15 protein-coding genes are annotated in these 13627 nt (G+C 58.2%); 12 read left to right on the top strand and 3 right to left on the bottom strand.

Annotation, left to right across the window (positions count from 1 at the left end; genetic code table 11):
• The first annotated feature begins 20 nt into the window (after positions 1-20).
• The 6 genes from FKG95_RS10450 to FKG95_RS10425 are packed head-to-tail and all read left to right on the top strand — an operon-like array spanning position 21 to position 4963.
• Positions 21-893 carry a carbohydrate ABC transporter permease gene (locus tag FKG95_RS10450; protein WP_142896299.1) on the top strand — a complete coding sequence of 291 codons (873 nt, stop codon included), beginning with the start codon at positions 21-23 and terminating at the stop codon, positions 891-893.
• Positions 890-1771, top strand: a complete 882-nt coding sequence (locus tag FKG95_RS10445) for a carbohydrate ABC transporter permease (RefSeq protein ID WP_142896298.1) — start codon at positions 890-892, stop codon at positions 1769-1771. The genes FKG95_RS10450 and FKG95_RS10445 overlap by 4 nt, the downstream gene beginning before the upstream one ends.
• 6 nt (positions 1772-1777) lie before the next feature.
• On the top strand, positions 1778-2890 hold the full coding sequence (locus FKG95_RS10440; RefSeq protein ID WP_142896297.1) for an ABC transporter ATP-binding protein: 1113 nt from the start codon (positions 1778-1780) through the stop codon (positions 2888-2890).
• 29 nt (positions 2891-2919) lie between these two features.
• Positions 2920-3957, top strand: coding sequence for an oxidoreductase (locus tag FKG95_RS10435; protein WP_142896296.1), 1038 nt, complete (start codon positions 2920-2922; stop codon positions 3955-3957).
• Entirely contained in the window at positions 3954-4268 is a 315-nt protein-coding gene (locus tag FKG95_RS10430) for a Dabb family protein (protein WP_142896295.1), read from the top strand. The genes FKG95_RS10435 and FKG95_RS10430 overlap by 4 nt, the downstream gene beginning before the upstream one ends.
• Before the next feature lie 11 nt (positions 4269-4279).
• Positions 4280-4963, top strand: a complete 684-nt coding sequence (locus tag FKG95_RS10425; RefSeq protein WP_142896294.1) for a D-lyxose/D-mannose family sugar isomerase — start codon at positions 4280-4282, stop codon at positions 4961-4963.
• An 18-nt stretch (positions 4964-4981) separates the two neighbouring features.
• Here the strand turns inward: FKG95_RS10425 and FKG95_RS10420 are convergent, their stop codons facing one another.
• Positions 4982-5836, bottom strand: a complete 855-nt coding sequence (locus FKG95_RS10420) for a LysR substrate-binding domain-containing protein (RefSeq protein WP_179954036.1) — start codon at positions 5834-5836, stop codon at positions 4982-4984.
• A gap of 105 nt (positions 5837-5941) precedes the next feature.
• Here FKG95_RS10420 and FKG95_RS10415 point away from each other — a divergent pair, with 105 nt between their 5' ends.
• A complete protein-coding gene (locus tag FKG95_RS10415) occupies positions 5942-6688 on the top strand; it encodes a sulfite exporter TauE/SafE family protein (RefSeq protein WP_142896292.1) in 747 nt (248 codons plus the stop codon).
• Positions 6689-6834: 146 nt separating this feature from the next.
• Here the strand turns inward: FKG95_RS10415 and FKG95_RS10410 are convergent, their stop codons facing one another.
• On the bottom strand, positions 6835-7578 hold the full coding sequence (locus tag FKG95_RS10410) for an SDR family oxidoreductase (protein WP_179954035.1): 744 nt from the start codon (positions 7576-7578) through the stop codon (positions 6835-6837).
• Between the two features lie 405 nt (positions 7579-7983).
• On the opposite strand from FKG95_RS10410, the gene FKG95_RS10405 reads away from it, so the two are divergent.
• The 3 genes from FKG95_RS10405 (at position 7984) to FKG95_RS10395 (ending at position 11108) form a co-directional block, all read left to right on the top strand.
• On the top strand, positions 7984-9246 hold the full coding sequence (locus FKG95_RS10405; RefSeq protein ID WP_142896290.1) for a winged helix-turn-helix domain-containing protein: 1263 nt from the start codon (positions 7984-7986) through the stop codon (positions 9244-9246).
• Between the two features lie 244 nt (positions 9247-9490).
• On the top strand, positions 9491-10147 hold the full coding sequence (locus FKG95_RS10400; protein ID WP_142896289.1) for a peroxiredoxin: 657 nt from the start codon (positions 9491-9493) through the stop codon (positions 10145-10147).
• Positions 10148-10220: 73 nt separating this feature from the next.
• A complete protein-coding gene (locus tag FKG95_RS10395) occupies positions 10221-11108 on the top strand; it encodes a sulfurtransferase (RefSeq protein WP_142896288.1) in 888 nt (295 codons plus the stop codon).
• 141 nt (positions 11109-11249) lie between these two features.
• On the opposite strand, the gene FKG95_RS10390 is transcribed toward FKG95_RS10395, so the two are convergent.
• Positions 11250-11528 (bottom strand): helix-turn-helix domain-containing protein, encoded by a 279-nt coding sequence (locus FKG95_RS10390; RefSeq protein WP_142896287.1) that lies wholly within the window; start codon positions 11526-11528, stop codon positions 11250-11252.
• Positions 11529-12015: 487 nt separating this feature from the next.
• Between FKG95_RS10390 and FKG95_RS10385 the strand changes: the two genes are divergently transcribed.
• Both FKG95_RS10385 and FKG95_RS10380 read left to right on the top strand, forming a co-directional pair.
• Entirely contained in the window at positions 12016-13008 is a 993-nt protein-coding gene (locus tag FKG95_RS10385; RefSeq protein WP_142896286.1) for a sialic acid TRAP transporter substrate-binding protein SiaP, read from the top strand.
• Positions 13009-13031: 23 nt separating this feature from the next.
• Entirely contained in the window at positions 13032-13604 is a 573-nt protein-coding gene (locus FKG95_RS10380; protein ID WP_142896285.1) for a TRAP transporter small permease, read from the top strand.
• The last annotated feature ends 23 nt before the right edge of the window (positions 13605-13627 follow it).

Genomic DNA, 13627 nt, shown 5'->3' with positions numbered 1-13627 from the left:
CACCGAAGACCAATGTTGTCATGATTGAAAGGCTCCAGACATACCTGCCGCGGCTTGTGCTCTCGCCGAGCTTCGTGCTGATTCTGCTGTTCGTCTATGGCTTCATCGCCTTTACCGGCTATCTCTCGGTGTCGGATTCGCGGATGCTGCCGTCCCTGGGTTTTGTCGGGTTCGAAAATTACGAAAAACTATTCAGCCTGCGGCACTGGTCGATTGCGCTCAAGAACTTGGCGATCTTCGGCATTCTCTACATTGTGATCTGCACCGTGATCGGGCTGGGCCTCGCGATCCTGCTGGATATGAAAATCCGGGGCGAGGGGGTGCTGCGGCCGATCTACCTCTATCCCATGGCGCTTTCCTTCATCGTGACGGGCACGGCGTGGAAGTGGTTCCTCGACCCCGGTATCGGCCTGGAGAACGTGATGCATCTCTGGGGCTGGGAGAGCTTTTCCTTCAACTGGATCAAGAGCCGGGAGATGGCGATTTACACGGTCGTGATCGCCGCGGTCTGGCAGTCCTCGGGATTCGTCATGGCAATGTTCCTGGCCGGGCTGCGCGGGATCGACAACGAAATCCTCAAGGCCGCGCAAATCGATGGTGCGTCCAACTGGCAGCTTTACCGGCGGATCGTGATTCCAATGCTGCGCCCGGCCTTCCTCTCGGCCTTCGTGGTGCTCGCGCATCTGGCAATCAAGGCCTATGACCTGGTCATCGCTTTGACCAACGGCGGCCCGGGCCGGGCGACTGAGCTGCCCGCGACCTTCATGTATTCCTACAGTTTTACCCGCAATCAGATGGGCATCGGCGCGTCCTCGGCTGTGATCATGCTGATCATGATCGCCTCCATTATCATTCCCTATCTCTACAGTGAACTGCGGGAGAAGAAGTCGTGAGCGCGGCGTCCAGGGATACGGCGCTTCGGACCGGCACGATAGCCCGGGCTCTGATCTATGCGATCCTGATCGTCTTCGCGGTTTTCTATCTGCTACCGCTCTTCGTGATGCTGGTCAATTCGGTGAAGCCCCTGGAGGAAATCCGCCAGGGCAACATGCTGGCCTTTCCCGAGGTCTTCACGATTGAGCCCTGGATCCAGGCCTGGGGCGAGGCGCAGATCGGTGTGCAGCCGACCGGGCTGAAACCCTACTTCATCAACTCGCTGGTGATGGTCATTCCGGCGGTGATCATTTCCACCCTGCTGGGCGCGATCAACGGATATGTCCTGACCAAGTGGCAGTTTCCGGGTCACAGGATCGTCTTCGGCCTGATGCTCTTTTCCTGCTTCATCCCCTTTCAGATCGTGCTGATCCCCATGGCGCGTATCCTGGGTCTTTTGGATCTCGCCGGCACGACTTACGGCCTGATCCTGGTGCATGTGGTTTACGGGCTGGGCTTCACGACTCTCTTCTTCCGGAACTACTACGATGCCTTTCCGACCGAGCTGATCCGCGCTGCGACCATCGACGGCGCCGGTTTCTTTAGGATCTTCCAGCGCATTCTGCTGCCCAGCTCCGGACCGATCATCGTGGTGACGGTGATCTGGCAGTTCACCAACGTCTGGAACGACTTCCTCTTCGGGGCGTCCTTTGCCGACTTCGACAGTCAGCCCATGACCGTGGCGCTGAACAACCTGGTCAGTTCCTCAACCGGGGTGAAGGAATACAATGTGCATTTCGCGGGCGCGATTCTGGCGGCGCTGCCCACACTTATCGTCTACATCGTCTCCGGACGTTATTTCGTGCGCGGCCTGATGGCCGGCGCGGTGAAGGGCTGATCGGCTATGGCGTTTCTCGAAATCAATCGTCTCCATAAACAGTACGGCAATGTGGAAGTCCTCAAGGGTGTCGATATCGCCATCGAGGAAGGGGGCTTTCTGGTCCTGGTCGGGCCATCCGGCTGCGGCAAGTCGACCTTGCTGAACACGATCGCGGGCCTGGAGGGGATCACCTCCGGCGAAATCTCGATCGATGGGACTGTGGTCAACGATCTGCATCCCTCGAAGCGGGACATCGCTATGGTCTTCCAGTCCTACGCGCTCTATCCCTCCATGTCCGTTGCCGAGAACATCGCCTTCGGTCTGGAAATGCGCGGCGTCTCCAAGGCGGAGCGGGAGGAGGCCATCCAGGGCGTTGCCGGAATGCTGCAGATCGAGCATCTGTTGAAGCGGCGCCCCGGGCAGCTTTCCGGTGGGCAACGTCAACGTGTGGCCATGGGACGCGCCCTGGTCCGGGACCCGAAACTCTTTCTTTTCGATGAGCCGCTCTCAAACCTGGACGCCAAGCTGCGCGTGGACATGCGCACAGAGATCAAGCGGCTGCATCAGAAGCTGGGCACGACCATTGTCTATGTGACCCATGATCAGATCGAGGCCATGACCCTGGCGACCCAGATCGCGGTTCTGAAGGACGGCATCCTGCAGCAAGTCGGCTCGCCGGACGAGGTCTATTCCAAGCCCGCGAATATGTTCGTCGCCGACTTCATGGGGTCCCCGACCATGAACCTGATCGAAGCCAGAATAGAGAACGGCGGGGATACGCTCTGCGTGGAAATCCCGCAGCGGGAACGTTCCTTGTCGCTACCGGTGCCGCAGCCGCCATCCTCACTGCACAGCTACAGCGGAAAGTCGGTGGTTCTGGGCATCCGCCCTGAGGACATCACGGACCCCGATGGTGCCGACCCCAAGGCCGAGCACATCGCCCAGGCGCACTGCAGTGTAGAAGTGGTGGAACCGACCGGTGCGGATACCTTCGTCGTCACTCAGCTTGGCGGCAAGGAAGTCACCGGGCGCATGCGCAACGCCACCGGACTCTCGGTCGGGGCCGATGTGCCCTTCGCCTTCAATATGGGCAAGATTCACTTCTTCGATCCCGCGACCGAGCTGCGGATTGCATAGTTCGGCTTTAACAAAGGACACCTAATTTCATGACGGTACGGGTCGGATTGATCGGGTATGGGCTGGCGGGCAGGGTTTTCCATGCGCCGCTCTTTCCCAAGGCGGGACTGGAGCTTGCGGCGGTGGCGTCCTCCCGGCCCGATGACGTCAAAAAGGATCATCCGGATGCGCGGATCTATGCCACACCAAAGGAGCTTTGCGCCGACGAAAACGTAGATCTGATCGTGGTGGCTGCGCCCAGCGATCTGCATGTTCCGCTCATGCTCAAAGCGCTGGCGGCGGGTAAGCATGTGGTATCCGACAAGCCCTTTACGCCCTCGGTCGCGGAAGCCGATAACGTTATTGCGGCGGCGAAGAAGGCCAACCGCATTGTGTCCTGCTTCCAGAACCGGCGCTGGGATTCCGATTTTCTGACAATGCGAAAACTTATGGGTGAGGGTGCTTTAGGGGACGTTCATTCCTACCGGGCGCATTTCGAGTTCTTCCGTCCTGAAGTCAGTGACATCTGGCAGGACCAGCCCGGCAAGGCCACGGGCCTGCACTATGACCTGGGCTCGCATCTGATCGATCAAGCGCTGGTCCTCTTCGGCACGCCGGATTGGCTGAGCGCGGATATCACATCGCAGCGGCCCGGCGGGAAGGTAGTGGACGGTTTCCATATCCGTATGGCCAAGGGACGGCAGCGGATCGATCTGATGGCCAGCGTCCTCTCCGCGGATTTCTCTACACGATACGCGGTCCACGGCACTCAGGGTTCCTACATGAAAAAGCACATGGATATTCAGGAGGAGCAACTTCGCGGCGGCATGACTCCGGAAGATCCCGGCTACGGCGTGGAGCCGCAGGACCGTTGGGCCGAAGTCACGGTTCTGGAAAAGGGAAAACTCTTCGCCCGGCGAGAGCCCAGTGTTCCCGGTGCGCACTATGAGTATTACCGCCTTTTGGGCGAAGCGATCGAGCGGGGCGGTCGGCCGCCTGTATTGGCCGAGGAAGCAAGGGAGACGATCCGCATGATCGAGGCGGCAAAACGCTCCAGCGAAGAGGGACGGAGGATCGAGTTCTCATGATCAGGCATTGCGTCTTCATCCGATATCAACCCGGCACAAGCGATGATCTCAAACGCGGGATCTACGAGGGGCTTGCCGGATTGCAGGATCATCACCCCGGATTTCTCGGGATCGACTACGGCGACAATGTCAGCCCGGAATGCATGGATAAGGGCCACAGCGAGGGTTTTATCATCACCTTTTCGGATGCTGCGGCGCTGAATGCCTATCTGGTAGATGACGAGCATCTCGCGATCGGCGCAAGGCTCGTCGCGGCAGCCGAGGGTGGCAAAGACGGAATTCTGGTGTTCGATATGGAAGTTGCGGTTTAGGAAACGGGACTATGAAACGTTCGGAAATCAACGAGATCCTCCGCGAAGGACAGGCCTTCATCGAATCCTTCGGCTTTGTTCTGCCGCCCTTCGCCCATTGGCGCGAGGAGGATTGGACCAGCCGCAAGGAGACCTGCAGCGAGATCTTCCGCGCCGGTCTGGGTTGGGACATTACCGATTACGGTCTTGGGGATTATGGCAAGACGGGTCTCTTCCTCTTTACCGTCCGCAACGGACGCCAGGAGGATCTGGCGTCGGGGAAAGGCATGCTCTACGCCGAAAAGATCATGATCTCGAAAAAGGATCAGCTCGCGCCGATGCACTATCACGAGTCCAAGGCGGAGGACATCATCAACCGCGGTGGCGGTGATCTCGCCATCAAGCTCTACCATTCCAATGACGAAGGCGAGTTGGACCGGGAGCGGAAAGTGACCGTCTTCACCGACGGTGTGGAACGACGCTTCTCGGCGGGTGATATTCTGCGCCTGAAACCCGGCGAGAGCGTGACGCTGCTGCCGCGTGTCTACCACGCTTTCTGGGGCGAGGGGAAAGACGTGCTGGTAGGCGAGGTCTCGACGGTGAACGACGACCATGTCGACAACTACTTTCTCAACCCCATCGGCCGGTTTCCGGACATTGAAGAAGATGAGTCTAAGCATCGTTTCCTGGTCGGGGATTATGAGGCGCTGCAATAAGCAGCCTGCCGCTCCCGCTCAGCTTTTCAGGGTATGGGAGAGCAAAGCCCGCCCGAGGGCTTCCACGTCCTTCCGGCTGATGCCGACCCTCTGGTAAGCGGAGATCGGCAGACGGCCCAGGCTCGGCAGGCCATCGCTTTCCGAACGAACCTTCAGAGGGGCCATCGCAGCGATCCTCGGCATGACCGTGAGGGCGAGGTTGGCAATAACCAGCGCGCGCAGCCCTATGGGATCCGGGCTGGTGTGCGCGATGTGGCTTTCCTGTCCTGCATTGTCCAGGGCGTTCATGGCGAAACGCCGGAGATCTCGGCCATCGGTCAGGAAGGCGAGGGGCACACTCTTTGCCGGATCGAAGCTGAAACGTGGACCCGACACCCAGGCCAGACCGACGTTCTCGACGAAGAGCCGGCCAGGCCGCTTGCCCTGATCGGTGATAAAGGCGAGATCGAAGTCGCCGTTGTCGAAACGGCGGATCGTGGCCGCACTCCGGTCGCAGGAGACTTCGACCCGCACCTTGGGAAACTGAAGGGCGAAGTCTTCCAACACACCTGAGAGAACCGAAACGGCGAGTGTGCTGGTGGTTCCCAGCCGGATGACGCTCTGTACCCGCGACTGCCTGATACTATCGATCGCTTCATCGGTCAGATTGAGAATGCGCCGGGCATAGATGACAAAGGCTTCACCCTCCGCCGTCAGCCGCATGGATTGCCCGCGCTTACGGTCAAAGAGGCGCTGCCCGACCAGTTCTTCAAGCTTTAGAATGTGGCTGCTGACCGCCGATTGAACCGTGTTGCGGCGCTTTGCGGTTTCGGAGAAATTCAGGGTCTCGGCTGAGATTACAAAGCTCTCAAGTTCCTTGAGGTCAAGTGGCACAAGTATCTCCAAATCAGTTTTATAAAATCATATAAAACTGTTTCCCATATTTCCATCACAAGCCTATTCCCCTCTCTCAGAAACGCATCGCCGAGGAGAGAGGATTTGTCCGTTGAGTTTTATCTGGTGGCCGCCTTTGCAGTCCTGATGACCGGCGTTTCGAAAAGCGGTTTCGCGGGCGGGCTCGGCGTACTCGCGGTCCCTTTGATGTCGCTGTTCCAAACGCCGCAAGCGGCGGTCACGGTGATGATGCCGATCCTTCTGGTGATGGACTGTGCGAACATCTGGAACTACCGGCATTCCTGGTCCTGGATCTATGTTAAGTCGCTGATGCCCGGCGCTCTCTGCGGCATTGTGGTCGGCGCGTTCACCTTCCAATGGATGGACCCTGCGTTGCTGAAGTTGGCCATTGGAGGAATGGCGCTTCTGTTCGTTCTCCAATTCACCTGCGCGCAGACGATCGGTCGGCAAGCCAGGGATTCAAGTCGGGTCGTCGTCTTCTCCTTGGGTGCTCTCTCGGGCTTTGCGAGTTTTATCGCGCACGCAGGCGGTCCGCCCGTGAAGGGTTACTTGCTCAGCCGGGGAATGGAGAAATCTCTGTTCGTCGGCACTAACAGCGTTTTTTTCTTCACGCTTAACCTGATCAAGACAGTTTCCTACATGGCGCTTGCGCAGTATTCCCAGGAGACGCTGACGGCGAGCCTCCTTCTGACCCCGTTTCTGGTTCTGGGTGTTCTGCTTGGTTTTCGTCTGCATCACCTGATAAGTCAGATGCTCTTCACCAGGATCGCATACCTGTTCCTGGCGCTTGCGGGAACGAAGCTGTTGTGGGACGGCGCGCTGTTGCTTTAGGCCGTGCGGGGGTGCTTTCAGCCGACTCCAGGACAGCAGGTGAGCGAGAACCGGTCATTGGTCTGGAGCGCAGCGAATTCACCCTTTGAGCCCTTTCTTTTCAATGCTGCGGTATGTTCGAAAGTCGGCTTTTGTTCCGATTGAATTCAGCTTGAAGCTTGTCGCATGTGCGATGGCAGTACTGAGACATCGGAGTAGGCTTTTTCTGGGTCGTTGTAGAACGGATCGGTCCCTGCGGGTTGAAAGACAACTTCCCGGTCCGCCACACCGACAGGTCTGGTTGCGACGCGCCAATATTCTTCGGCGATCTTAGATGGGTCGAATGGCCCGCCGGGCGCTACAATACCGCATATTGCCAAGACCGAAACATGGACACCTTTTGGTGCGAGGTCTTTGTACAGAGAAATCGCAAGGCTTCTAAGCGCCGACTTTCCCAAGGCGAGAGAAGTCCATTCTGGAAACGGTTCGAGCGAGAGCCCCCCGCCGGTAAACAAAATCGTGCCCGCGCCCCGCTCTATCATCTTGGGCGCCAGCTTCTTGACGGCCCGATGCGCGCCAAGCAGATTGACCGCTAGCTCGACAGCTATGTCATCCGTCGTAACGTCAAGCGGCTTGCCGGGGCGCAAAACTGCAGCGTTGTAAACCAGTACGTCGCAGGAGCCTTGGCGTGAGACAAGGCTATCCAAAGCTTGATCAAGCTCTTCTGCGTCGCCTGCATTGGCCGTTTCCCAGAATGCCGTGACGCCTGCATCAGATAAACGTTTGCTCAGATCTTCAAGGTTTTGGGCGTTTCGAGAAATGAGCCCAACGGTATATCCGCCTGTGCCAAAGCGCAGGGCGACGGCTGCACTGACTCCCGACCCTGCACCGACAATGATACATCGCTTCAAATTTAATCCCTCCAGACTTAGTTGAATCTCCGAGCATCTGATATAGCAACCAACTGGAAGTCAAAGCGGACGTTGGTAAAATCAATTGAAGAGGGCGACGATTGGCAGTTTTTGATGAAGCGTCGCAAACGAGTGTTCTAGATAGCCGTTCAAAACTGGAAGCTATGACGAAAATCGTGCGTCTTGTCCCGGGTTTGGATTAACGCAACGCAAACATCAGGTCCGTTTCCGCTCTTCATTCAGCGAACGCATTGTCCTGCGCTCAGGTGAGGTCATGCCTCTTACTCTTCTTGCTGCGCGCCTTATGGCTCACGAAGACGTGATTAAAATATAGGTATGCAGTCAATATATTCTCGGTTAAGTAAGCTTAATTTTTAGGCAAAATATTCTTCTGGGTTGTAGTTTATGGGGTTTGCAAAGTTTCCTCTTGCCGGTGAAAGCTTCACGTTAAGCGACCGCTCTTTTCATGTTGGCACCTGGCGTGTCGATCTCTCGAGCCGCAGTGTTACCGATGGGAATGCGGTCAAGCGGGTGAGTCCGCGTGCGGCCAGGCTGCTCGAAGTTCTGGCGGCGAGTGAGGGGCAGGCGGTTGCGCGTGAGGCGCTCTTGGATGTGGTCTGGCCCGACGTCATTGTCGGGGACGATAGTCTGACTCAGGCTGTTACGGAACTCAGGCGGGCTTTCGACGATCGCCGCGGATCCAGCCGGATGATCGAAACGATTCCAAAATACGGCTATCGGCTGACCGCGCCCATTTTGCTTGAAACCGCGGCGAACGATGCCGCGCCTCTGAGCGAGGCCAGCGACTGTTTCGACCTGGAGGCCTACGGGCTCTGCCTTGATGCGCGCCGTGCCATCGCGCGCAGCGGACGGGGTGGTTTCATGGAACCCGAGGCTCTGGCGAAAGCGGCTGTGGAAACGGCGCCGAACTTCGCGCTGGGTCACGCTGAGTACACGATCACACTCTGTTACCGCTGGCTCTACCAGCGCGGTGAAGACGATGGATTGATCAAAGCCCTTGAGCACGCCGAGACGGCCCTTCGGTTGCGGCCCGATCTGGGCATCTGTTACGCCGCCATGGCCTTTGCGCAAGGCGCGTACGGCAATGCGGACCGGGCGCGGGCGGCGCTTGCGCAGGGACTTGCCCGGGATCCGGGCGATAGTGAAATACACTATCTTGGTGCGCGGACCCTGCTCGCAATGCGGGACTACAGAGGTGCGGTGAGTTTTGCTGAGCGGGCAGCGGAGCTCAATCCGGATGACCTGCGTCCACTCTATCTCGCGGCACGCGCGGCCATGGTGTTCGATCCGGTTCGAGGCCAGCGCAGTGCTTATGCCTGTCTGGCCCGGGTGCAGGCACGGATCATCGCCGATCCGACGGAAGCCCGCGCGCGCAATACGCTCGGTCCTCTTCACGCGCTTCTGGGTGATCGTGAGAACTGCTGGCGCGCTTTGAATGCCCAGGATGGCTACCGGTCCCCGTTGCAGTTCTACGACGTGGTTGCGCTTGCGCAAGTCGGTGAGTTCGAGGCTGCGTCTCAGGCCTTTGAACGCGTCGTCGATCTCGGATGGCGCCACAAGGAATGGTTGGTCGCGGAACCGACACTCGCGCTCCTGAAAGACAATAAAACCTTCCGCAGAGCGGCCCGGGCCGTCGGCGTCGCATAAGTCGCTCCGACCTCCTGCTTAAAAAATCCTGATGCGAGCCTGGCACCGCTTTTCGGTTGCCGGGCTGTTTTTTTGGGGGGTGAGATTTACACAGCATCTTGAGTGATTGAACCAACGCTTTTCAGGAAAGCTTCCGAAGTCTTTCAGGTCTTTAATCTCCGCAACCCTTAAGTCCTCTGCAGCGGCCCCGAACGGCGCAATATCGTCGCGGAGACCGAGATCTAAAAACCTGAAAGGAAGACTCATGGCACTGACCATTGGCGATATGGCACCCGACTTTGTGGCCGAAACCACCAAGGGGCGGATCATGTTTCACGAATGGATCGGTTCGGACTGGTGCGTGCTCTTTTCCCACCCGAAGGACTTTACACCGGTCTGCACTACTGAACTGGGGATGATGGCGCGGCTGCACCCCGAGTTCAGTAAACGCGGTGTAAAGGTCATCGGCCTGAGCGTCGATCCGATCAAGGCGCATCTTGAATGGTCCGAGGATATCCGTGCGACCCAGGGGGTGGCACCGGACTATCCATTGATTGCGGATTCCGATCTGGCGGTGGCAAAGCTCTATGGCATGCTGCCGGCTGACGCGGGCGACAAAGCGGATGGCCGCACGGCGATGGACAATGCTACGGCCCGCTCCGTGTTCGTGATCGATCCGAGCAAAAAGATCATGCTGACCCTGACGTACCCCATGACCACGGGACGGGATTTCAGCGAAATCCTGCGCGTGATCGACAGTCTTCAACTGACCGCCATGCACAGGGTTGCGACCCCGGCCAACTGGCGTCAGGGCGAGGACGTTATCATCGTGCCGTCGGTTTCCGACGAAGAAGCCCGCGAGGCCTTTCCCCAGGGCTGGACGGCCGAGCGTCCCTATCTTCGCTTCGTTGGACAGCCTTAAGACACTCTGGGGACAACCCGGTGGAACGACCCGGTAACTCTTTATTCCTCACACATTTTTACGGGACACGAATATGTTCACGCTCCTTAAGCGCAAACTCTATTTCGGCGCCCTTCTAGGCGCGGCACTGGCGACATCGGCTTGTGCCAACGCGGGCGATTATGCAAACCCCGAACTTCTCGTAAATGCGAAGGATCTCGCCCTGATGACCGGCGGCGATCACAATGAAGGCAAGGTCGTGGTGATCGACGTGCGCAGTGAGGCGAAGTATGCCGCCGGTCATATTCCCGGCGCACGACACCTCGATCCGAACGAAGTTGTGGATTCCAGCTCTCCGATCGAAGGCGCATTGAAATCCGAAGCCGAGATTACGCAAATCCTGAGTGCGCTCGGAATCACCGCCGACAGCCGCGTCGTCTACTACGATGACAAGGCGGGGTTCCACGCTGCACGCATGTTCTGGCTGAGCGAGCATTACGGCCATCGGAAGGTGGCTTTGCTGAATGGCGGTCTGAAGGCCTGGACGGCGGCGGGGTACGAGCTCTCGCGGGATGGCGTTGCTCATCATCCCGCACGCTTTGCACCGGCGATCACGCCCCGGCGGCATGCGTCCGCCGACTACATCCTCCAAAGCCGTGGTGACAGCAACACCGTGGTGATCGATGTCCGGCCCACCAAACTCTATGCCGAAGGTCATATTCCCTGGGCAAAGAATCTGCCGTGGAAAGGCAACCTGGACGAAGACGGGACCTTCAAACCGGCTGCCGATCTCGCGGATCATTTCGCGGCGCAGGGTGTGATCGACACAAGGAATGTGGTCATTCACTGTCAGACCGGATTGGCCTCTTCGCACAGTTATGTCGCCTTGCGGTTGCTCGGGTACCCGCAGGTCAGAGTCTATCACCGTTCCTGGGCGGAGTGGGGCAGCGCCGGTGATCTGCCGGTCGATAAAGACGTTTAGGAAGCTGCAACAAGGCGGTGAGACGGAAGGCGGCCAACGGGCCGCCTTCTGTTTTCTTGCGCTGATCAGGATGAGGTGCAGGCCGGGATAGCGAAGACACGGGGAGGGGCCGACTGCCATCTTCCCGAGCGCGGAGGAGACTCAGACGCTCCGGTTAGACGGCTGTTGTGGCAACGCGTTGGGTGTCTGGCGGTTAGGAACTTCGCTTTGCGCCTCGATGAAGCCGCCAAAAAAGCTGCGCAACGAGATCTCGAAAATCTCGCAGGCCTCGTAGAGCGTTACTGCCGGCAAGCGGTTCAGTCCCAGCTCCGCGTTCTGGATGTCGACGATGCTCAGATCCAGCTTGCGGGCAAGCTTGTCCTGGGTCAGCCCCATACGTTCGCGGTGTAGCATGAGATGCCGGCCGACGTAGCGGTTCAATACAACATCGTCTCTATCGTTTTCGCGCTCCTGGGCAGAGGTCTTTTAAACTGATTTTCCGGGGCGACCGGATCTCGCCTGCACGCGCCTTTGTGCGGCTGCTGTTCCGAGGGTGCGATCTATCTCGAAAGCGATATAGAGCTCAATTCGGGAATCTACTTACAGGCGTGGTCCGGACCTGATTTCACCCGGATTCCGTCTTTGGCTCGGGCACCTGTTTTGATAGAGACGGGAGAGCCTGCGATCGGAAACCGGCCCTGGTGACATAAGCCTGTAAGCCAGTCGATTGAATTTATTATGAGATTCGTCGTTTGCGCCGGAGCCGGGATGAAGCGGCGTGCCACCCGGAGCATTGGTAAGCAAATGCAAGGCTTTCGCTGCGGCGATCTTATGTGCTAGCATTTTAGTAAGCTCTTGGTCCTGACGCGACGCACAGAAAAATCCGTGTTGTGCGGGGCTGTAAAATAGCACTTTAGGGAGAAAATTTATGATCAACCGCAAGCAGTTTCTCAGCGCGGCATCCGGCTTTGTCGCCGCCGCTTCGATTTTGACCGGCGCGACCCTCACCCAGGCCGCTGAGGTGCTCAAGTGGGCGCATGTTTATGAGGCAGGTTCGCCCTACAACACCGCCGCGCTCTGGGCGGCGGAGGAATTCAAGAAGCGCACCGACGGCCGCTACGAAATTCAGGTCTTCCCGGCATCGTCCCTGGGCAAGGAAGTCGACATCAACGAAGGCCTCGCGATCGGTTCCGTCGACATGATCTACACCGGTCCGGCGTTCGCCGCCCGCTCCTATGGTCCGCTTGCGATCTCCGACTACCCCTTCATCCTGCGTGATTTCGATCACTGGAAAGCCTACCGCGACAGCGACCTCTTCCAGGAAATGAGCGCGGGCTATAAAGACGCGACCGGCCACACCATCACCGGTCTGGTTTACTATGGCGCGCGTCATGTCACCTCGAATAAGCCGATCCTGACCCCCGCAGATATGGAAGGCCTGAAGATCCGCGTTCCCAACGCGCCGGTCTACGTCATGTTCCCGGAGGCGGTCGATGCCAACCCGACGCCCATGGCGTTCTCGGAAGTCTACCTCGCGCTGCAGCAGGGCGTGGTCGATGCTCAGGAAAATCCACTGCCGACGATCCAGTTCAAGAAGTTCTATGAAGTGCAGAAGCACATCAACCTGACCGGTCATATCATCAATTCGCTGGTGACGATCGTCTCCGGTTCGACCATGGACAAGCTGGGTGAAGCGGATGCGGCCATCCTGACCGCCGTGACCCAGGAAGCGGCCGCGCGGGCATCGAATGAGATTGATGCCGCCGAGCAGAGCCTCGCTGAATGGTTCGAAGCTCAGGGTAACGTAGTCAATAAGGTCGACCGTGGTCCCTTCATGAAAGCGGTTGAGCCACGCCTGACCGCGGACGACGTGCCCTACACGCTCGAGCAGTTCAAACGCTTTGTCGCTTTGGGTCAGTAAGCCCGATCGGATAAACTCCTTCGATGAACGAACCAAGTCACGATGACGGGCAGTCCGCTGAACGCGGGCTGCCTAAAATCGAGTTTGAGACGGTCAACGCCGACATTTCCGATATCAAACTCATCGACATCCCGGCGCTCGTCGTTTTCTGGGCGCTGATGCTCGTCGTGTTTCTGCAGTTCTTTACCCGTTATGTGCTCAACGATTCCCTCGGCTGGACGGAAGAGGTCGCGCGCTTTCTTCTGATCATCGTGGGTTACGTCGGCGCCGTCACCGCCGTGCGGAAGGGTTCGCACATCTTTCTCGAATTCTTCTATCGCTACCTGCCGCTCAAAGCCGGCAAGGCGGTGGCCGTAGTGGTCGAGTTCATCAATGTCGCCTTCTACGGATATCTCGCCTGGGTCGCGGTTTTGCTCGCGGACAAGACCCGGCAAAAGATGGTCTCCATCGATGTTCCCAAGAGTCTGATCTACTGGGTCGTCGCGGTTTGCCTGGCACTGATGGCGATCAATTCCCTCGTCTGGCTGTACAAGAAAATCCGGCAGCCGAGTTCCGATGTCGTCGCACAGCTCGAAGAGCGCGCCATAAACGAATAACCCTCACCAGGACCGCAGGATAA

Source organism: Denitrobaculum tricleocarpae (assembly GCF_007004665.1).
Lineage (GTDB): Bacteria > Pseudomonadota > Alphaproteobacteria > Kiloniellales > Kiloniellaceae > Denitrobaculum > Denitrobaculum tricleocarpae.
Note: the sequence above shows the minus strand (reverse complement) of the source record. Positions and strands in the feature narration are given on the sequence as shown.

Coding starts and splice junctions, on each gene's coding strand:
- FKG95_RS10385 (WP_142896286.1), top strand. CDS start 12,016: ATGATCAACCGCAAGCAGTTTCTCAGCGCGGCATCCGGCTTTGTCGCC.
- FKG95_RS10450 (WP_142896299.1), top strand. CDS start 21: ATGATTGAAAGGCTCCAGACATACCTGCCGCGGCTTGTGCTCTCGCCG.
- FKG95_RS10405 (WP_142896290.1), top strand. CDS start 7,984: ATGGGGTTTGCAAAGTTTCCTCTTGCCGGTGAAAGCTTCACGTTAAGC.
- FKG95_RS10425 (WP_142896294.1), top strand. CDS start 4,280: ATGAAACGTTCGGAAATCAACGAGATCCTCCGCGAAGGACAGGCCTTC.
- FKG95_RS10435 (WP_142896296.1), top strand. CDS start 2,920: ATGACGGTACGGGTCGGATTGATCGGGTATGGGCTGGCGGGCAGGGTT.
- FKG95_RS10430 (WP_142896295.1), top strand. CDS start 3,954: ATGATCAGGCATTGCGTCTTCATCCGATATCAACCCGGCACAAGCGAT.
- FKG95_RS10395 (WP_142896288.1), top strand. CDS start 10,221: ATGTTCACGCTCCTTAAGCGCAAACTCTATTTCGGCGCCCTTCTAGGC.
- FKG95_RS10380 (WP_142896285.1), top strand. CDS start 13,032: ATGAACGAACCAAGTCACGATGACGGGCAGTCCGCTGAACGCGGGCTG.
- FKG95_RS10400 (WP_142896289.1), top strand. CDS start 9,491: ATGGCACTGACCATTGGCGATATGGCACCCGACTTTGTGGCCGAAACC.
- FKG95_RS10440 (WP_142896297.1), top strand. CDS start 1,778: ATGGCGTTTCTCGAAATCAATCGTCTCCATAAACAGTACGGCAATGTG.